The 18,986-nt window shown below is 63.8% G+C and carries 16 protein-coding genes and 1 pseudogene; 10 read left to right on the forward strand and 7 right to left on the reverse strand.

The window, feature by feature from the left end:
- Positions 1-18: 18 nt before the first annotated feature.
- From dctP to IE126_RS13200, 6 genes are read right to left on the reverse strand one after another with little or no spacing between them, the layout of a single operon-like run.
- Positions 19-1,077: a TRAP transporter substrate-binding protein DctP gene (dctP, locus tag IE126_RS13175; RefSeq protein WP_189381271.1), complete on the reverse strand. Its 1,059-nt coding sequence runs from the start codon at positions 1,075-1,077 to the stop codon at positions 19-21.
- Between the two features lie 27 nt (positions 1,078-1,104).
- Entirely contained in the window at positions 1,105-2,394 is a 1,290-nt protein-coding gene (locus tag IE126_RS13180) for a TRAP transporter large permease (protein WP_189381272.1), read from the reverse strand.
- Positions 2,394-2,984 carry a TRAP transporter small permease gene (locus IE126_RS13185; protein WP_189381273.1) on the reverse strand — a complete coding sequence of 197 codons (591 nt, stop codon included), beginning with the start codon at positions 2,982-2,984 and terminating at the stop codon, positions 2,394-2,396. Before IE126_RS13185 ends, IE126_RS13180 begins: the two co-directional genes overlap by 1 nt.
- Before the next feature lie 56 nt (positions 2,985-3,040).
- The gene (locus IE126_RS13190) at positions 3,041-3,544 is read right to left on the reverse strand and encodes a flavin reductase family protein (protein WP_189381274.1); all 504 of its coding nucleotides are present in this window, start codon (positions 3,542-3,544) and stop codon (positions 3,041-3,043) included.
- Positions 3,541-4,431 (reverse strand): aldo/keto reductase, encoded by an 891-nt coding sequence (locus IE126_RS13195; protein ID WP_189381324.1) that lies wholly within the window; start codon positions 4,429-4,431, stop codon positions 3,541-3,543. Before IE126_RS13195 ends, IE126_RS13190 begins: the two co-directional genes overlap by 4 nt.
- A 2-nt stretch (positions 4,432-4,433) precedes the next feature.
- A complete protein-coding gene (locus IE126_RS13200; RefSeq protein ID WP_189381275.1) occupies positions 4,434-5,591 on the reverse strand; it encodes an LLM class flavin-dependent oxidoreductase in 1,158 nt (385 codons plus the stop codon).
- A gap of 85 nt (positions 5,592-5,676) precedes the next feature.
- Here IE126_RS13200 and IE126_RS13205 point away from each other — a divergent pair, with 85 nt between their 5' ends.
- Complete coding sequence (locus IE126_RS13205; RefSeq protein WP_189381276.1) at positions 5,677-6,378, forward strand: GntR family transcriptional regulator; 702 nt, start codon at positions 5,677-5,679, stop codon at positions 6,376-6,378.
- Positions 6,379-6,386: 8 nt separating this feature from the next.
- On the forward strand, positions 6,387-7,502 hold the full coding sequence (locus tag IE126_RS13210; protein WP_054302061.1) for a Gfo/Idh/MocA family protein: 1,116 nt from the start codon (positions 6,387-6,389) through the stop codon (positions 7,500-7,502).
- Between the two features lie 251 nt (positions 7,503-7,753).
- Here IE126_RS13210 and IE126_RS13215 read toward each other — a convergent pair.
- Positions 7,754-7,924: pseudogene (locus IE126_RS13215) on the reverse strand (IS5/IS1182 family transposase); the annotation flags it as partial.
- Positions 7,925-8,306: 382 nt separating this feature from the next.
- Here IE126_RS13215 and IE126_RS13220 point away from each other — a divergent pair.
- From IE126_RS13220 to IE126_RS13255, 8 genes are all read left to right on the forward strand, one after another.
- Positions 8,307-10,361: a hydantoinase/oxoprolinase family protein gene (locus IE126_RS13220; RefSeq protein WP_189381277.1), complete on the forward strand. Its 2,055-nt coding sequence runs from the start codon at positions 8,307-8,309 to the stop codon at positions 10,359-10,361.
- A complete protein-coding gene (locus tag IE126_RS13225; RefSeq protein WP_189381278.1) occupies positions 10,358-11,971 on the forward strand; it encodes a hydantoinase B/oxoprolinase family protein in 1,614 nt (537 codons plus the stop codon). Before IE126_RS13220 ends, IE126_RS13225 begins: the two co-directional genes overlap by 4 nt.
- 69 nt (positions 11,972-12,040) lie before the next feature.
- Positions 12,041-12,817: an IclR family transcriptional regulator gene (locus IE126_RS13230; RefSeq protein ID WP_161805997.1), complete on the forward strand. Its 777-nt coding sequence runs from the start codon at positions 12,041-12,043 to the stop codon at positions 12,815-12,817.
- Between the two features lie 18 nt (positions 12,818-12,835).
- Entirely contained in the window at positions 12,836-13,534 is a 699-nt protein-coding gene (locus tag IE126_RS13235; RefSeq protein ID WP_189381279.1) for an SDR family NAD(P)-dependent oxidoreductase, read from the forward strand.
- A gap of 226 nt (positions 13,535-13,760) precedes the next feature.
- The gene (locus tag IE126_RS13240) at positions 13,761-15,290 is read left to right on the forward strand and encodes an ABC transporter substrate-binding protein (RefSeq protein WP_054302067.1); all 1,530 of its coding nucleotides are present in this window, start codon (positions 13,761-13,763) and stop codon (positions 15,288-15,290) included.
- A 101-nt stretch (positions 15,291-15,391) separates the two neighbouring features.
- On the forward strand, positions 15,392-16,339 hold the full coding sequence (locus IE126_RS13245) for an ABC transporter permease (RefSeq protein WP_189381280.1): 948 nt from the start codon (positions 15,392-15,394) through the stop codon (positions 16,337-16,339).
- The gene (locus tag IE126_RS13250; protein WP_054302069.1) at positions 16,336-17,148 is read left to right on the forward strand and encodes an ABC transporter permease; all 813 of its coding nucleotides are present in this window, start codon (positions 16,336-16,338) and stop codon (positions 17,146-17,148) included. Before IE126_RS13245 ends, IE126_RS13250 begins: the two co-directional genes overlap by 4 nt.
- A 16-nt stretch (positions 17,149-17,164) precedes the next feature.
- On the forward strand, positions 17,165-18,985 hold the full coding sequence (locus tag IE126_RS13255; protein ID WP_189381281.1) for an ABC transporter ATP-binding protein: 1,821 nt from the start codon (positions 17,165-17,167) through the stop codon (positions 18,983-18,985).
- Position 18,986: the final 1 nt, after the last annotated feature.

The following is an 18,986-nucleotide window of genomic DNA, read 5'->3' on the forward strand; positions in this document are numbered from 1 at the left end:
CCCCGCCCCTGTCTGGCCTTACTTAAGATCGGCCGCGCGGTCGGCATCGACCTTGGCCTGCGCCTCGGCAACGGCGGCGTTGAACAGGTCCAGCACCTCGGGGCCCCGCGCCACATTGTTGCGGAACCAGTCGAACACCGGATCGACGGCAGCCTTGAACGCGGCCTTCTCTTCCGCCGAAGGCACATAGATTTCGCCACCCGCGGCGCGGAAATCGGCGTAAGCCTGAATTTCCTTGCGCTTGGGCGAGGCGAACGTGGCCTGTTGCAGCGCCGCGAACCCGTCCAGAACCACCTGTTTCTGAGTGTCCGTCAGGCTGTTGAAGCGGTCATTGCCCATCCACCAGAAGGCGCCCATGTAGCTGTGCCCGTCAAGCGTGAGGTATTTCACCCCGGCATCTGTGAACTTCATCGACATGATATCGGTGATCCCGTTCGCGGTGCCCTCGACCACGCCGGTCTGAAGCGAAGTGAACAGCTCGGGCCACGGGATCGGCGTTGGCGCGGCGCCCAGCGTGGTGGCCAGCGTCTGCGGCAGATCGGCCGGAACGGTGCGCATCTTCATCCCGGCCAGATCGGCAGGGGCGGCGATGCGCTTGCGGGTATTGGCATAGTTGCGCCAGCCGCCGGTATTGCCAATGGTCATCAGCCGGATCTTGCTGTCTGAATCCTCAAGCACCATGTCGCGCAGCTTGCGGGTGAAATCGCCCTCCAGCACGGATTCTGCCACGCGGTCATCAGACATCAGATAGGGCAGGTCCAGCACCTGAATATAGGGGAACAGCCCCGCCGCCCCGCCGCTGGTGGAAATGTAGATGTCGATCGACCCGTCGGCGAGGCCTGCGAGGCATTCATCGCCCTTGGCGCAAAGCTGGGTGCCGATGAACAGTTCGACCCCGATCTGCCCGTTCGAGGCATTCTCGACATAGTTCTTGAATACGACGAGCCCGTCGTAATCCTCGTCACTCTCGTTGGAATTGGCGGTGGCGCGCAGAACGATGTCCTGTGCGAACGCGCCACCGGCAGCCCCGGCAAGCGCCGATGCCAGCAGCAGCACCTTCAGCGTCTTCGAGATCATGCTTTCCTCCCTGTCATTATCTCTTGGTCAGTTCACGAAGCCCGCAAGGCGCGGGATGGTCAGGCTCAGCGCGGGGAAATAGGTGATCAGGAAGATCACGACGATTTCGACCGCGAGGAAGGGCAGGGTGGCGCGCGCTACGGTCTCGACCCGGAGGCCTGACACCGAGGATGTCACGAACAGCACCAGCCCCATCGGCGGGGTCAGCAGGCCGACCGTCAGGTTCACCGCCATGACGATGGCGAAATGCACGGAATCGACGCCCAGCGAGGTGAAGATCGGCCCGAGAATGGGGCCAAGGATGATGATGGCGGGACCGGCATCCAGAAACATGCCCACCACGAACAGCAGCAGGTTGATCAGCAGCAGCAGGACCAGCGGATTGTCGGACAGGCCAAGGATGATCGAGGCCAGCAGCTCGGGCGTGTGCGACAGCGAGGCGACGGTCTTGAACGCCATGGCGGCGCCGACCAGCAGCAGCACGACAGCCGAGGTGATTCCTGCCCGCGTCAGGATGCCGGGCAGATCGGCAAGCCGCAGGCTGCGCAGAACGAACATCCCGATCAGCACTGAATAGCCGACGGCCACGGCAGCGGCCTCGGTCGGGGTGAATACGCCGCCCAGAATGCCGCCGAGAATGATGACCGGCGTCATCAGCGGCCAGATCGCCTTGAGGCTCGCCTGTCCGCGTTCGGCCCATGTGGCGCGACGCGTGGCCGCCGGAAGGTCATAGCGGTCGGCCAGCAGATGAATGGCCAGCATCAGGCCACCGCCGATGAGGATGCCCGGCGCGATCCCGGCAAGGAACAGCGCGGCCACGCTTTCGCCCATCACATAGGCATAGATGATCATGATGCCCGACGGCGGGATGATCGGCCCGATGATCGACGATGCGGCGGTGATCGCGGCGGCGAAGCGGCGGGTATAGCCCTGTTTCTCCATCGCCGGAATGAGCATGGACCCGAGGGCGGAGACATCCGCCACGGCGGAGCCGGAAAGACCTGCGAACAGCATGGACGAAAGCACGTTCACATGCGCCAGCCCGCCGCGGAGATGGCCCATCATGGCCTGGCTGAACTCGACCAGCCGCAAGGTGATGTTCGAGCGGTTCATCACCTCGCCCGCCATCATGAAGAACGGAATGGCCATCAGCGGAAAGCTGTCCATGCCGTTGTAGACATTGCGGTAAAGCAGGACGAGATCACGCTCTTGCCCGTTGGCCCAAAGCAGCAGGCCGGGTGCCGCGATCAGGCCGAAGAACACCGGCAGGCCCATCAGCAGCAGCACAAGGAACAGCGGAAGGAACAGGTTCAGCATCACTCGGCCCTCAGATCGGCGGCATCGGCAATCGCGACCAGCCCGTGATGCTGCCCGGTCAGTTCGGCCAGCCCGCGCAGCATGAGTTCGACATTGACGAGGATCAGCATGGCCAGCCCGGTGACGAGCGAGGCCATCATCCAGGATTTCGGCACCTTCACCCAGGTATCAAGGGCCAGCGAGGCAGGCACTTTCAGGCTGTCGGTTGCAAACCTGCCGCCAAAGCCCGTGACCTCGGACAGGCCGATGCGAAAGCCCGCGACCAGGACAACCAGCGCCAGCGCCAGAAGCACAAGGCCCAACAACCGCCCGACGATGCGGGGCAGGAAGGACACCAGCATTTCGACTGAGACGAACCCGCCCCGGCGATAGGCGGTCGGGATCATCAGCCCGGTCGCCCAGAGCATGAGGAACCGTGCTGCCTCCTCGGGCCAGGCCAGCGCATTACCCAGCACATAGCGGAAGAAAACCTGCGCCAGAATGATGAGCACCATAAGGCCCATGGCGGTTGCGCCAAGCACGCGACCCAGCCAGAGCAGGGTCGCGTTGAAGGCGCCCAGACCGTTCAAAAGCCTTGTGAAGGCCCCCATGAAATTCCCCCTCCCTTGTCACGTCTCCCCTCCCCGGGAGCGCAGAACCATTACATTCAGGCGGCGGGCAGGAACTGCCCGTATCTGCCTCGGGAAAACACCAGCGGTGCGCCTTCCTGCATTGCGGCCCGCAGCACGCGACCCACGATGATCAGATGGTCGCCGCCGTCATGCGTGCCGTGTTGCGCACAGTCGAACCGCGCCAGCGCGCCGGGGATCAGCGGCACACCCTCCGGGTTGCGCGGCACGTCGAGGCCGGAAAATCCGCCCCCGTCCCGCCCGAAGCGGGCGATCCAGTCGGCCTGATCCTCTGCAAGCACATGGATCACATAATGCGGCGCATCCGCGAAAAAGCGGAAGCGGCGCGAGGCGCGGGCAGGTGACCACAACACCAGCGGCGGGTCCATCGACAGGCTGGAAAAGCTGTTGGCGACAAAGCCCATAGGGCCTTCGGCGCTGTCGATGGTGACGACAGTAATGCCGGTTGCAAAGCAGCCAAGGGCATCCCGGAAGGCACGGGCGCTCAGCGCGTCAGGGGTGAAGGCGACGTCTGCACTCATGGCACTTCCTGCCCCTGCGCAAGGGTGTAAAGCTCGAACCAGGTCTGCCGGTCCATCGGCACCCGCAGCGCATCGGATATGCCCGCGATGCGCGACAGGGTATTGGTGCCCAGCACCGGAAGGATGCGCGCAGGGTGATGCAGCAGCCAGGCGATTGCCGCCGCCGACCAGTCCGCCCCTGCTGCCGCGCCAAGCTCGGCCAGACGCAGGCGCAGGCCTTCGCGCGATTCCGCCAGCAGGTGCCCGCCGGCGAGCGGGCTCCATGCCATCGGCGCGATACGGTTTTCCTGAAGGAACGCCAGATCGCCGTTTACAAAAGCCTCGCGCGCCAGCAGATTCAGCTCGATCTGGTTGGTGACCAGAGGCGCGGCCATGCGCGATTGCAGCAGGCGGAAATCCCACGGGCGGAAGTTCGACACACCCACCGCGTGCACCTTGCCGCTGGCCACCAGCGCATCCAGCGCGGCCCCGGTTTCATCCGCATCCATCAGCGGATCGGGGCGGTGAATCAGCAGAAGGTCGATGCGGTCGGTTGCCATCTCCCGCAGGCTGGTTTCAACGCTGGCGGTGATATGGGCGGCGCTGGTGTCGTAATACTTTACCCTCGCGGCGGCATGACGGCCCACCGGCGCCACGATGTCGCATTTGGTGACGATCTCGATCCGGTCACGCAGACCGGGCGCCGCGCGCAAGGCCGCGCCGAGGAGCCCCTCCGCAGTATAGCCGCCATAAATGTCGGCCTGATCCATCGTGGTGATGCCCTGTGCCAGACAGGCCTCGACCTTGGCTTGCACATGGGCGGGCGAGGTATCGGCATCGTCCCCCAGCCGCCACATGCCATAGACCAGCCGCGACAAGGTGACGTTTCCAAGCGTGATGCGTTCCATCATCAGCGGCGTTCTCCGTTTGCAAGGGGCGTGGCGGGAGGGCTGGCGGGCACCCGGCCATAGGCATGGGGTAGCGAGCAGGTCTTGATCTGCGGCAGAACCCTGGTCCCGAAGTGATCGCATTCATCCAGATGCGGATAGCCCGAGAAGATGAAGGCCCGGATGCCCATCCTGCGATATTCCTCGATCCGGGTCAGCACCTGATCGACCGATCCGACCAGCGCCGCGCCGCAGCCGGAGCGGGCGCGTCCGATGCCCGTCCATAATTGCGGCTCGATATAGCCGAACTGATCGGCCAGTTCGCGCGCGCGGGACTGATGCGCGACACCCAGCGAGATACTGTCATGCGCCCGGTCGCGGATCAGCTTGCCATATTCATCGTCCAGCTTGCTGACCAGATGATCGGCATATTCGCGGGCCTCTGCCTCGGTGTCGCGGACGATCATATGTATCCGCAGCCCGTAATCCAGTGTGCGGCCATGCTCCGCCGCGCGCTCGTGAACTGCGCGCATCCGGTTGGCCAGCATCTCCTGCGGTTCGGGCCACATCAGATAGACGTCGCATTGCGCCCCGCAGAGTTCCAGCGCATCGGGGCTGTAGCCGCCGAAATACAGCAGCGGGCCGCCGTTCTGCTGATAGGGCCGGGCCGGATCACTGCTGACTTTTGCAATCTTGTACACCTCGCCGTCATATTCGATGTGATCGCGGGTCCAGGCCTGTCGCAGGATCTCGACCACCTCGTGACTGCGGCGATAGCGATAGGCACTGTCGGCCACCTCGCCCGGAAAATCAGAGGAAATGACGTTCAGCGTCAGCCGCCCCTGCAACATGTGGTCCAGCGTCGCTACGGTGCGGGCCAGCATCACGGGCTGCATTTCCCCGCAGCGGATCGCGGCGAGAAAGTTGATGCGGTCGGTGATTGGCGCGCAGCCTGCCACGAATGACAGGGTATCCTGCCCGACCTGATACGAGGACGGGCAAAGGATATTGCGAAACCCGTGCCCCTCGGCGCGCTGCACGATAGAGGAGCAATGCGCCCAGCTGGAGCGCAGGCGGCCGTCCGGCACGCCGAGATATTCATAATCATCGGAGCAAAGCGCCGCGAACCAGCTGACTTCGGCGGCATCCAGATCGGCGGAGGTTACGGGAACGACAGTCATCGATTCTCTCTATTCCACATGCATCTTTTCTCTTGCGTAGCATCCGCCAATATGTAGATCAATACTGTATCAATTCGAGGTGGTCATGGCGAAGCCCGGCTCTCTGCCCGTCTATCAACAGGTTGCGGAACTGCTGATCCGTGACATCGCGGCCGGTCGGCTGATGGATGGCGAACGCCTGCCGCCGGAGCGCGAGATGGCCTCCGGCCTTGGCATCGCGGTCGGAACCCTGCGGCAGGCGCTGAAATCGCTGGCAGAAAAGGGGTTGCTGGATCGGGTGCAGGGGTCAGGCAACTATATCCGCGCGAAATCGGACCCGGCTTCGGTCTATGCCATGTTCCGGCTGGAGCGGGTGGAAGGGGGCGGCCTGCCGACGGCCGAGGTGCTTTCGGTGGACCGACTGGCCAAATCACCCGATCTGCCAGCCTTCGGCACCAGCGCCGAAGGCCACCGCATCCGCCGCCTGCGCTTTCTGTCAGGGCAGGTCGCGGCGGTCGAGGAGATCTGGCTCGATGGTGACATCGTTCCGCAGATTGGCGCCGATGACCTGTCGGAATCGCTTTACCTGTTCTACAGGCATCGGCTTGGCCTGTGGATCGCGCGCGCCGAGGACCGCATCGGCCTTGGCCCTTGCCCCGACTGGGCGCCTGCGCGCTTTACCCACCGGCCCGGCGCGCCGCTGCCGTTGATCACCCGGATCAGCTGGTCCCAGGAAGGCCAGTCTGCCGAAGCATCCTTCACCTGGTATGACCCCGATACCGTGCGCTATGTCGCGCGGCTGAAATGAGGATTCCCATGAAAACCTTGCGTTACGGCATCATCGGCTGCGGCATGATGGGGCAGGAACATCTGCGCAACATCGCGCTGCTGCCCGATGCCGAGGTGGTGGCGATATTCGAACCTGATGCGGCGATGCGGGCCGAGGCGGCGCGTCATTGCCCCGGCGCGCGGCTGGTCGATTCGGTGGCGGCAGTTCTGGCCGTGGCTGCGGTGAATTGTCTGCTGATTGCCAGCCCGAACTTCCTGCATCTGGCGCAGCTTGAGGAAATTGCCGCTATTCGCCCCCTGCCGGTGCTGTGCGAAAAGCCGCTGTTCACCGATCCCGCCGATGCGCCCCGGCTGGCGGCTCTGCGCGCGGCCTATCCCGCACCGATCTGGGTGGCGATGGAATATCGCTACATGCCCCCCGTCGCGCATCTGATCCGCGAGGCCGAAGCGGCGACCGGCGGCATTCGCATGCTGACGATCCGCGAACACCGCTTTCCTTTTCTGGAAAAGGTGGGTGACTGGAACAGATTCAACGCCAGGACCGGCGGCACCCTGGTCGAGAAGTGCTGCCATTTCTTTGACCTGATGCGCCTGATCGCACAATGCGATCCGGTCCGGGTCATGGCTTCTGGCGGGCAGGCGGTGAACCATCTCGACGAACGTTACGAGGGCGCGACGCCAGATATCTGGGATCATGCCTATGTCATCGTCGATTTTGAAAACGGCATGCGTGCGATGCTGGAATTGTGCATGTTCGCCGAAGGCAGTCGCTATCAGGAAGAGATCAGCGCCGTCGGGCCCCTGGGCAAGATCGAATGTCTCGTACCGGGGCCGGGCCGGTTCTGGCCTGCGCATCTCGGTGCCCCGCCGGTGCCGCAGGTGATTGTCAGCCCGCGCGAGCCGAAGGGGCCGCGCTTGCTGGAAGTGCCGGTGGATCCGGATCTGCTGGCTGCGGGCGATCACAACGGGTCGACCTTCTACCAGCATCAGGGTTTTGCCCGCGTGGTTGCAGGCGCTCAGGCCCCCGAAGTCAGCCTGACCGACGGCTGGTGGGCCGTAGCCATCGGCATGGCCGCACAGGAAAGCGCCCGCACGGGTCAGGCGGTCGACCTGCGTCATGCGGTGCCCGACGTGACAATGTGAAGCGTTACACTCAGCGCTGCCGTTCGTGGCGGACGGCAGGGCTGACATATTTTTAATGCAACATAACTATCATTATCTGAATAACTGATGTGGCGCGGGCACATTCTAAAATAATGGATTGGATGCCCCTCCTGCCGGTTCATTATAGAACCGCCCGAGCTGTTTCAGTTTGGGAGCACTGCAGGAGGGCTCTGTTGGGCTGTGTTGCACAAATCGGGTGATGGCCGTGCCTCCCCTTTCCCCGGACAGACCTATCCTGCGACCTCTGTGATGGGTGTGCCGAGGGCGGTGAACCCGTTCAGGACGGCGACACGGACCTGGAACTCTGCAACCTGACGGTCGAAGTCCCGCGCGGACAGGCGCTGCCCGAGAAGCTTGATGCAGTGCATCTTGGTTTCAGCGCGGCTTCGGCGGTGGTAGCCGAAACTGGCGCAACCACCTTTGAGCCATCAGTGGCATGCTTCGCGGGATTGCTATGGTGTTGGTTACTCTGCCGCATCTGTTGCCCCGAGATAGGCCACAATAAAACAGACTGGTATGTCGTGCAGCAACTCCGCCTGATCGCGGTCGCTTCGCATCTGCTGCCGGAAGTTGACTCGTTGAATCACCTTCCTTGGCGGCGGCGCGCGGGCGCGGGATGCTATGTAGAAGTCTAGAGAATGCACAAATTATTCCTTTTATAGGATTTTATAATATCGTATAATATTAAAATTTGGAATTAGATTGACACTCCACCCCTCCTGCCGCTTGGCTGAACGCAGACAGGGCGCCTTTGCGCGCTTGCGGACAGCTTAGGATCAGAACATGACTTGGCGGATTGGCGTCGATTCCGGCGGAACTTTCACCGATGTGTGCCTCTTTGACGAGGACAGCGGCGAGGTGGTCACCTGGAAGGTTTCCTCCACCCCCGACGATCCGTCGCGGGGCATCACGCAGGGCGTGGCCGAAGGTCTGCAACAGGTTTCCGCCAGTGCCGCCGAAGTTTCGTTTCTGGGTCATGGCACGACGGTCGCGACCAACGCGCTGATTCAGGGGCGCGGCGTGAAGACCGGGCTGATCACCACCGAAGGGTTCCGCGACCTGCTGGAGATCGGCCGCCAGAAACGCCCGCATCTTTACGACCTGCAAGCCGACAAGCCCGAAACACTGGTGACGCGCGACCTGCGGCTTGGCGTGGCCGAGCGGGTGCGGCCGGACGGCACGGTAGAGGAAGGGCTTGATGCTGATGCCTTCCGCGCGGCAGTGCGCAGCCTGAAAGCCGAAGGCGTGCAATCCGTCGCCGTCAGCTTCCTTTACAGCTTCCTGAATGCCGAGCATGAGAAGACCGCCGCAGCCATTTTGACGGAAGAATTCCCCGAGGCTTTCGCTGCCATCTCGCACCGGATCGCGCCCGAGTTCCGTGAGTATGAGCGGTTGTCCACCACGGTGGTGAACGCCTATCTCGGCCCAGTCATGCAGGTCTATGTCAAGGCTTTGCAGAAGAAACTGGCTGATCTGGGTCTGCGCGTGGCACCGCAGCTGACGCAATCGAACGGCGGGGTGATCGCCTTCGACACCGCCGCCGAAAACCCGGTGCGTACCGTCCTTTCAGGGCCATCGACCGGGGTGGTGGCGGCGCAGGCCATCGGCCGGATGACCGGCACTGACAACCTGATCACCTTTGACATGGGGGGAACCTCCTCCGATGTGGCTTTGCTGAGCAATGGCAAATGCCGCGTGGTGAACGAATCCGTGGTGCATGGCTATCCGCTGAAAGTGCCGATGCTGGACATTCATACGGTCGGTGCAGGGGGCGGGTCGATCGCCTATGTCGACAATGGCGGGCTTCTGAAGGTCGGGCCCCGGTCGGCCGGAGCCAATCCGGGGCCGGCCTGCTACGGGCTGGGCAATGCCGAACCCACCGTGACCGACGCCAATGTGCTGATGCAGACCCAGAACCCGGAATATCTGCTGAATGGCCGCATGAAGATCGACCGCAGCCTGTCGCAGGTGGCAGTGCAGACTTTGGCCGACAAGCTGGGCCTTGGCCTGATGGAAACGGCGAACGGCATTCTGGATATCGTCATCGCCAATATGGCAAAGGCGATCCGGGTGATCTCGGTCCAGCGGGGGCATGATCCGCGGGATTACACCCTTCTGGCCTTTGGCGGCGCGGGCCCGGTGCAGGCGGCGCGGCTGGCCCGCGCGCTGGGGATGACTCGCGTGATGATCCCGCGCACGCCCGGCGTGCTGTGTGCGCTTGGCCTGCTGATGACCGATCTGCGCGCCGATTTCTCGGCCACCAGCCTGACACCGCTCAGCGGCGCGGATAACGGGATGCTTTCGGCGACCTATGCCGATCTGGAGGCGCAGGCCGAAGCCTGGTTCGACGCAGAGGATATCCTGACCGGCGCCCGCCTGATCGAGCGCAGTGTCGATGTGCGCTACGCCGGGCAGAACTATGAAATCTCGGTTCCGGTGGCGAGCGGGCCGGTGACGGCGGAAACCCTGCGCCAGATCGAGGCCGGGTTTGAAGCGGCACACCGGCAGCTTTACGGCTTTGTCGCCGAAGGCGAGCCGATCCAGCTTGTCACCTTCCGCATCGCGGCAAGCGGGCTGGTGGAAAAGGCCGATTTCCAGCCCCAGCCCGATGCCGGGGCGGACGCCACCGCTGCGATCACCGGCACCCGCCCGGTCTGGATGCCCGAGACCGGGGATTTCGTGGAAACTACCCTGTACAACCGCGACAGGCTGCTGGCGGGCAACCGCATCGCAGGCCCTGCCATCATTGACCAGATGGACAGCACAACCGTGGTGCCCCCCGACATGACCGCGACGGTCGATGCCTATCTCAACCTCATTCTGGAGCAATCGGCATGAATGCGCAGACCCCGGTTTCCCGTGCGAAGCTGAATCCGATCACCGTAGAGGTCATCGGTTCTGCTTTCGCCTCGACTGTCGAGGAAATGGGCGAGGCACTGGTGCGTGCCTCCTACTCGACCAATATCAAGGAACGCCGCGACTGTTCGACTGCATTGTTCGATGCCTCGGGTCGCATGTTGTGCCAGGCCGAACATATCCCGATGCACCTTGGCAGCTTCATTGGCTTCATCCCCTATATCCTGCGGCAATTCCCGGCGGACAGCATCCAGCCCGGCGATATCTTCATGGGCAATGATGCCTACGAGGGCGGCGGCACCCACCTGCCCGATATCGTTCTGGCAGAGCCGATCTTTCACGATGGCGCGCTGATCGCCTGGGCGATCAACACCGCGCACCATTCCGATTTCGCGGATCGCGGGCACGACCATATCTATCAGGAAGGTCTGCGCATCCCGCCGGTGCGGCTGTATCGTGCCGGTGTGCTGCAAGAGGATATCCAGCGCCTGTTCCTGCTGAACTGTCAGGTGCCGTCCGAAAGGATCTCGGACTTGCGGGCGCAGATCGCCGCCAACCGTCTGGGCGCGATCCGCATGGCCGAACTTTGCGTCAAGTACGGGTTGGCCGATGTCCTTGCCGCAGGTGAGGAGCTGATGGATTACGCCGACCGCAAGATGCGTGCGGGTATCCGGGCTATCCCTGACGGGGTTTATGCCTTCTCCGATGTGTTCGACAGTGAATCGCTCGATAAACCGCTGGATTTTTCGGTCCGCATCACCATTGCCGGCGATGAGGCCACGCTGGATTTCGACAGCCCGCCACAGGTGCGCGCCGGTCTGAACGTGGTTTACACCGCGCTGCTCGCCACCGTCTATTACGCGATGAAAACCGTGGTTGATCCGACCATTCTGCCGAATGCCGGGCTGGCGCGGGCGATTACCGTCAATGCAGAGGAAGGCACGATCCTGCGCTGCGCCCATCCGGCGGCCGTGGACGGGCGCATCACCGCCTGCCAGCGGGTCGTCGACCTGATCCATGGTGCTTTCGCGCAGGTGATCCCCGAGCGGGTGGTGGCGGCCTGTAACGGCTCGGTCCATGTCGCAAGCTTCAACGGCACCCGGCCGGATGGCGCGCTGTGGGTCTATCTGGAAACAATCGGCGGCGGCTTCGGGGCGCGTCACAACAAGGACGGGCTGGATGGCGTGCATGTGCATATGACCAACACGTCCAACCTGCCGGTCGAGGCGCTGGAGAACGAATATCCGATTACCCTGCGCCGGTATGAGCTGGTGGACGGCTCGGGCGGTGACGGAGAGTTCGTGGGCGGCATGGGCCTGCGCCGCGTCTACCGTGCGGAACGCGCCTGCCGGGTGCAGGTCATGGGCGCGCGGCTGTCGACGGCAGCCTGGGGTCTTGCCGGGGGGCAGTCGGGCGGATCTGGCTATTTCACGCTGAATGGGGTGAAAAGCGGGTTCGAGCGGCACTCTGTCGACATGCAGCCGGGCGATGTGCTGGAAATCGTCACGCCCGGCGCGGGTGGCTATGGCGATCCGGCCCGCCGCCCTGCCGACCGCCGTGCCACCGACCTCAGGGAACGGCGCCGGGTCTGAGCGGCTTACCTGCTTGACAGCGGGGCGATGGCGGGAAAGCCTGCCATCGCCCCAACCAGCGAGAATACCTTGGTCAGACAATCCTCCTCCAACGCCGAACGCGCGGCCGATCTTTTGCTGATTCTGGGCGAGGCCGGTTCGTTGGGCATGTCGCTGGCGCAACTGGCCGAGGCGACCGGCGATGCCAAATCCGCCGTACATCGCAGCCTTGTGGCGCTTGGCAGCCGTGGTCTGGTGATCCAGAGCGGGACGCGCGGCAATTACCGGCTGGGTCCGACGCTTTATGCGCTGGCGCATCGGGTGCCTGCGGTGGGCGAGATCATCCGCCGTTACCGCCCGGCGCTGATCGCGACGTCGGCGCGGGTGCAGCGGTCGACCTATCTGATGATGCGGGCAGGGGTGGATATCGCCTGTCTGGATCTGGAGCTGGGTGTGATTGCGGCACAGCCCTTCGTCAGCGGTATCGGCGGGCGGATTCCGCTTTCGGTCAGCCCGGCGGGGATCGTCATGCTGGCCAAGATGGACGACCGTAGCCGACAGGTGGTGTTCGACCAGAATGCCAGTGCCTTGCAGCAATGGAAACTGTCGCTGGACCAGATCGAGGCCGATATCGCTGCCTATCGCCAGACAGGCTATGTGCGCGGCGTGCGTTCGACACTGGGGATTGAATCGCTGGCACTGGCGCTGCCGGTGCTCAGCGATACCTGGCTGGGGCTGGAGGTCGCCATGTCGGTGCTGACCCCGATCGGCAGTCTGACGCAGGAACAGGAACTCGAAATCGTCGCCGTGATGCGGGAAGAACTGGCCCGTATCGACGAGGCCGACCGGCAGGCCAAGGCGATCTGACACCCCAGGGAGAAGAATATGGACGAACCCCGTCGCGTCGCCATGATCAGTGGCGCCTCGCGCGGATTGGGCCATGCCATCGCGCAGGATCTGCTGGCGCGTGGCTGGTGCATCAGTGCGGGCATGCGCAACCCGGTCGTGCCGGATCATCCGGATTGCCTTGTCTGCCCTTATGACGCGCTGCAACCGCAGACCGGCGAGGCCTGGCTTGCGGCCACACTGGCGCATTTCGGGCGGGTGGACGGGCTGGTGCTGAATGCGGGCATCCATTCCTCCACGCCGGTGCTTGAGGCCGGGATGGACGAGCTTGACCGGCTGCTGGAGGTCAATCTGAAAGCGCCGCTGCGGCTGGCGCAAACCGTTTGGCCCGCGCTGGCCGCCCCTCCGGTGGGACGGATCGTCGTTATCTCGTCGCTGTCGGGCAAGCGGATCAAATCGCGCGCATCGGGGCTTTACGGCATCAGCAAGCATGCGGTGTCAGGGCTGGCTGCCGCCCTGCGACAAGAGGGGCGCGACTGTGGGCTGCGTGTGACGGAGGTCTGTCCCAGCTTCATCGCCACCGACATGGGCCTTGGTGCGGCGGGCGGGCGGGTCGATTCGGAACGCCTTACCCGGCCCGAGGATGTGGCACGGATTGTCGGTATGGCGCTGGAACTTCCGCCAAGCGCCTCTGTCTCAACCATTCCGGTACATTACGATGTGGAGGACTGCTTCTGACGGTCAGAAGCCGCAAGGATGAGCATAAATTCATCACGGTATAATCTGATTATTGGACTGACAAGTTGATATCCGGTCCCTTAGTTGGAATTTTCTTGACCCTTCACGCGCTGTGACCCTAGCCTGACCCTACTGGAACATGCGCATTCCGCCCGTCGGGGTGGTCAGAACGCAGCACCGTGACCGCCATTGCGATGGCCAACTTCAACCCAACAGGAACCGCCCGATGAATTTCAGCCGCCGCACCCTCTTGCAGATCGCCACTGCAAGCACCGCAAGCTTCATGTTCGGAACCCGCTTCGCCACCGCCCAGGCCAGCAAGACCCTGCGCATCGGTCTTTCGACCTATCCGGCCCATCTGCGCCCGTGGATTCTGGTCGGCTATTCCGGCCACATGGTTTCGTCGCTGATCAACCGCAACCTGATCAACTATGACCCCAGCGGGCAGCTTGTCGGCGAACTGGCGGAAAGCTGGACTTCGGAGTCCCCGACGACCTGGCTTTTCAAGCTGCGCGCGGCCATGTTCCACGACGGAAGCCCGGTCACCGCCGAGGATGTGCGCTGGACCTTCGAGCAGATCGCGGCAGATAACTCCGGCGCCTATATGTATGACGGGGTGAAGAAGATCACCGGCTTCGAGGTGGTGGACGATCTGACCTTCCGGCTGACCACCGAAGCACCGATGGCGACCCTCCCCTCGCTGATGACCTATCCGTTCTTCTCGATCCTCAAGGCCGGATCGACCGATGCCGAGGATCAGGGCACCGGCGCCGGTCCGTATCGGATCGTGTCAGCGGAAAAAGGCGTCGGGATTGAGCTGGAGCCCAACGAGCATTATTTCAAAGAGGGGCTGCCGCATCTGCAAAGCATCCTCATCACGCCCTATGTCGACGAAAACGCACGGGTCGCCGCGCTGACGGCGGGGGATGTCGACCTGATCGACTACGTCCCGTGGTCGGCGATGAAGCAGATCGAGGCGAACAGCGCGCTGGCGCTGGACAAGGTCGATTCCGGCGCCTTCATGTTCCTCACTTTCAACGGCTCGGGGCCGTTCAAGGATGCCCGTCTGCGTCAGGCGGTGGCCTTTGCGCTGAAACGCAATGAATTCGTCGAGTCGGTGTTCTTCGGCTACGGAGCCGAGATGCGTGGCATCCCGCGCGCCAGCGGATCGCCCTTCTGGAACGAGGAACAGGCGAATTACTGGGGCTATGACCCGGACAAGGCCAGGGCGCTGCTGAAGGAAGCCGGGTATGAAACCGGGCTGAAGGTGCAGCTTCTGGCCACCTCGCAATATACCATGCACCGCGATACCGCCGTTCTGGTGCAAAGCCATCTGGCCGAGGTGGGGATTGAGGTAGAGCTGAACATGCCCGACTGGGCAACCCGCGTGGCCCTGGGCACGCGCGGTGCCGGTGATTTCGCGGTTCAGGGTTTCGGTCTGGACAGCCTCGATCCCGATGGCGCCGTGTCGATCATGGACCCCGCGCTGTCGCATGCCTATTCGCGCAGCCGGGATATCGAGGCGCCGGGTCTCAGCGACCTGCTGGCGCAGGGCCGCGGCGAGTTTGACGAGGCGAAGCGGGTCGAGATCTACCGGGCTGCCGACCAGATCGCGCTGGACAATACGACCATGTGTGGCGTTGCCTATCGTGCCACCGGCTTCGGCCGCTCTGCCGCCGTGACGCCGCTGGCCATGTTGCCCGACCAGCTGTCGCCTTTCTCGTCGGTGCTGTTCGACAAGATCGACATTGCCTGACATCATGGCAGCGCGGCCGCACTGACGGCCGCGCCCGCCGCGTGTTCCCGGCGCCCGCTGCGCCGTGAACCCCCTTCCCCCGCAGTCCGAAGGCAGAGACAATGGGTTGGTTCCTTCGCCGGGTGCTACAGGGCGTCGTGATGCTCTGGGTCGTCATCACCCTGGTCTTTCTTTCCATCAACTTCGTGCCTGGCGATCCGGTCGAGCTGCTGCTGTCGAACAGCGGTGGCACGCCCGATCCGACCATGGTGGCGCTGCTGCGCGAGGATCTGGGGCTGAACCTCCCGGTCTGGCAGCAATATCTGTTCAAGATGGAGCAGCTGGCCCATATGGATCTTGGCCGTTCGCTGGTGGATGAAACGCCGGTCGCGCGCGAGATCCTGCGCCGCCTGCCCCGCACGCTGGAACTGATCGGGGCGGCGGGTCTGCTGAGCCTGCTGCTCGGCCTGCCCGCCGGGATCGTGGCCGCGCTGCGCCCGACCGGCCTGTTCAGCCGCATGGCTAATGCCATGGCAGGTACCGCGCAAAGCGTTCCGGTCTTCGTAATCGGCTCGCTGATGGTGCTGATCTTCGCGCAATATCTGGGCTGGCTGCCCGCTGGCGGCTATGTCGCCTTCGACCGGGATCCGGGGCGGCACCTGATCCTGCTGCTCATGCCGGCGGCGACCATTGCTGTCGGATTGTCGGCGGTGGTCTTCCGCATCACCCGCGCCTCGATGCTGGATGTGATGCCACTGGACTATGTGCGCACGGCCCGCGCCAAGGGGGTGCCCGCGCGGCAGGTCACGCTGCGCCATGTGCTGCGCAACGCCCTGATGCCGGTCATCACCATCGTGGCGCTGCAACTGGGCGGGCTGCTTGCGGGCACGGTGCTGGTGGAAAGCGTATTCAACTGGCCGGGCCTGTCCGGCATGCTGGTCGCGGGGGTCAGCGCGCGCGATTACCCGGTGGTGACCGGCGTGATCCTGGTGGTTTCGGCCTGCTACATCGCGCTCAACGTGCTGGTGGACATCATCTATGGCCTTGTCGATCCCCGGGTGCGGAAATGAAGAAAGCCCTGCTGTCGCCTTCGGGCATCCTTCTGTCGGTCATCGTCCTGCTGGCGCTGGCCGCCCCGATCCTGCCGTTGCACGACCCGCTGAAGCTGGACGTCGCCAATCGCTTTGCCGGTCCTTCGGCGGCGCATCTGCTGGGCCAGGACGAAATCGGCCGTGATCTGTTGTCGCGCCTGGTCCATGCCCTGCGTGGTGCCATCCTGATTTCGGGCAGTGCTGCGGTGCTGGCCGGGGTGATCGGCTCGCTTCTGGGGATCGTTGCCGCCTACAACCGCGGCCTGACCGAGATGCTGTCGATGCGGTTCATGGATATCGTCCTGTGCTTCCCGCCGCTGCTGCTGGCAATGCTGGCGGCGACGCTTTACGGCTCCGGCCCGCTGACACTGGTGCCGGTGCTGGCGCTGGTCTATGTGCCCTCGTTCACCCGCGTGGCACATGCGAGCGTGCTGACCATCCGCACCCTCGATTACGTCGAGGCCACGCGGCTGATGGGGGCTTCGCCTGCCCGCATCGTGCTGCGCACCATCCTGCCCAATATCGCCGGACCGCTGAGCGTGCAGTTCAGCTTTGTCATGGCTATGTCGGTCGTGCTGGAATCGGGCCTGTCGTTCCTCGGCCTTGGGGTGGTGCCGCCCGAACCCTCGCTGGGCATGATGATCGGCGCCGCCCGCGCCACCGTCATCGACGAGCCGTGGCTGCTGTTTGCACCCTGCATCGTGCTGACGGGGCTGATCCTTGTTCTCAACGCCTTCTGCGACCACATGCGCGATCTCTTCGATCCGCGCCGCAGTTCCGCCGCCTGAAACCGGAGTGATTTCGATGACCGCCGCACCTCATCTGCTGGACGTTCGGGATCTGGCCGTTTCGTTCGGCCATGGCGCGAACTGGGTGAATGTCGTGCGTGACATCGCCTTCACCATAGACAAGGGCGAGACGCTGGCCATCGTCGGCGAAAGCGGATCGGGGAAAAGCGTGTCGTCCATGGCGATCATGCAGCTTCTGCCCAGGGCCACCGCGCGGGTGCAGGGATCAATCCGTCTGGCCGGGCAGGAACTGCTGGGCCTCTCCGAACCCCAGATGGAAAAGATCCGTGGCAACCGGATCTCGATGATCTTTCAGGAACCGATGACCTCGCTCAACCCGGTACTGACCATCGGGGACCAGATCGCCGAGGCGGTGCTGTCGCATCGCAATGTCTCGCGCGCCGAGGCACGCCGTCAGGCCATCGCCATGATGGACAGGGTGCATATCCCTTCGGCAGCGGCGCGCTATGACGATTATCCGCACCGCTTTTCCGGCGGGATGCGGCAGCGGGTGATGATCGCGGCCGCGCTGGCCTGTCAGCCCGATCTTCTGATCGCGGATGAGCCGACCACCGCGCTGGACGTGACGATTCAGGCGCAGGTGCTGGAGCTGATCAAGGAGCTTCAGGCCGAAAACGACATGGGTGTGCTGTTCATCACGCATGACATGGGGGTGGTGGCCGAGGTCGCCGACCGCACGCTGGTGATGTTTCGTGGCGATACGGTGGAAACCGGCCCGACCGAGCGCATCTTCGGCGCACCGCAGCAGGCCTATACCCGCGCGCTGCTGTCGGCAGTGCCGCAGATTGGCTCGATGGCCGGGGATCACGACCCCCTGCCCTACCCCGTCTATGACATGACCACGGCCAGCCTCGTGCCGCCGCCGCCGCGCCCCTCGACCCTGCGCGAGGCTGCCGCGCCGCTTCTGGAGGTGCGCGGTCTGACCAAGCGTTTCGACGTGCCCGCCCCGCCGCTGCGGCGGCTGCAAAAGCGGGTGCATGCGGTCGAGAATGTCAGTTTCGAACTGCGCCACGGGGAAACCCTGTCGATCGTCGGGGAATCCGGCTGTGGCAAATCCACCCTCGGGCGGCTGATCACGCAGCTTCACCGCCCCGATGCCGGTTCGGTGCGGATCGAGGGCAAGCCGGTCGCGGCCAATGACCCGAGGGCGCTGGCCCGCAATGTACAGATGGTGTTTCAGGACCCCTATGCCAGTCTGAACCCCCGCCTGCGCGTGGGCGAGGCGATCACCGAACCCCTGTTGATCCAGGGGGTCGGCAATCCTGACGAACATGCCGCGCTGGCCGGTCAGCTGTTGCAGACGGTGGGCCTGCTGCCCGAAATGGCCTCGCGCTTCCCGCATGAATTTTCGGGCGGACAGCGGCAGCGCATCTGCGTCGCGCGCGCGCTGGCGCTGAAACCCAAGGTCATTGTGGCGGACGAGGCGGTATCGGCTCTGGATGTTACGATGAAGGTGCAGGTGGTGAATCTGATGATGAAGCTTCAGGAGGAAATGGGCCTTGGCTTCATCTTCATCAGTCATGATATGGCGGTGGTCGAACGCATCAGCCATCGGGTTGCGGTGATGTATATGGGCGAGATTGTCGAGATCGGACCACGCCACGCCGTCTTCGGCAATCCCGCGCATCCTTATACCCGAAGCCTGCTTGCGGCGGTGCCGCTGCCTGATCCGGCCCGGCGGCACCAGCGGCGAAGCCTGCCGGGGCGTGAACTGTCGTCTCCCGTGCGTCCGGTCGGCTTCACCCCGCCCGCCCGTGTCTATCACCAGCCTGCCCCCGGCCATTTCGTTCTTGAACCCGGCGCGGAATGGGCATGAG

It is taken from the genome of Gemmobacter nanjingensis (assembly GCF_014652195.1).
GTDB classification, from domain to species: Bacteria; Pseudomonadota; Alphaproteobacteria; order Rhodobacterales; family Rhodobacteraceae; genus Gemmobacter; species Gemmobacter caeni.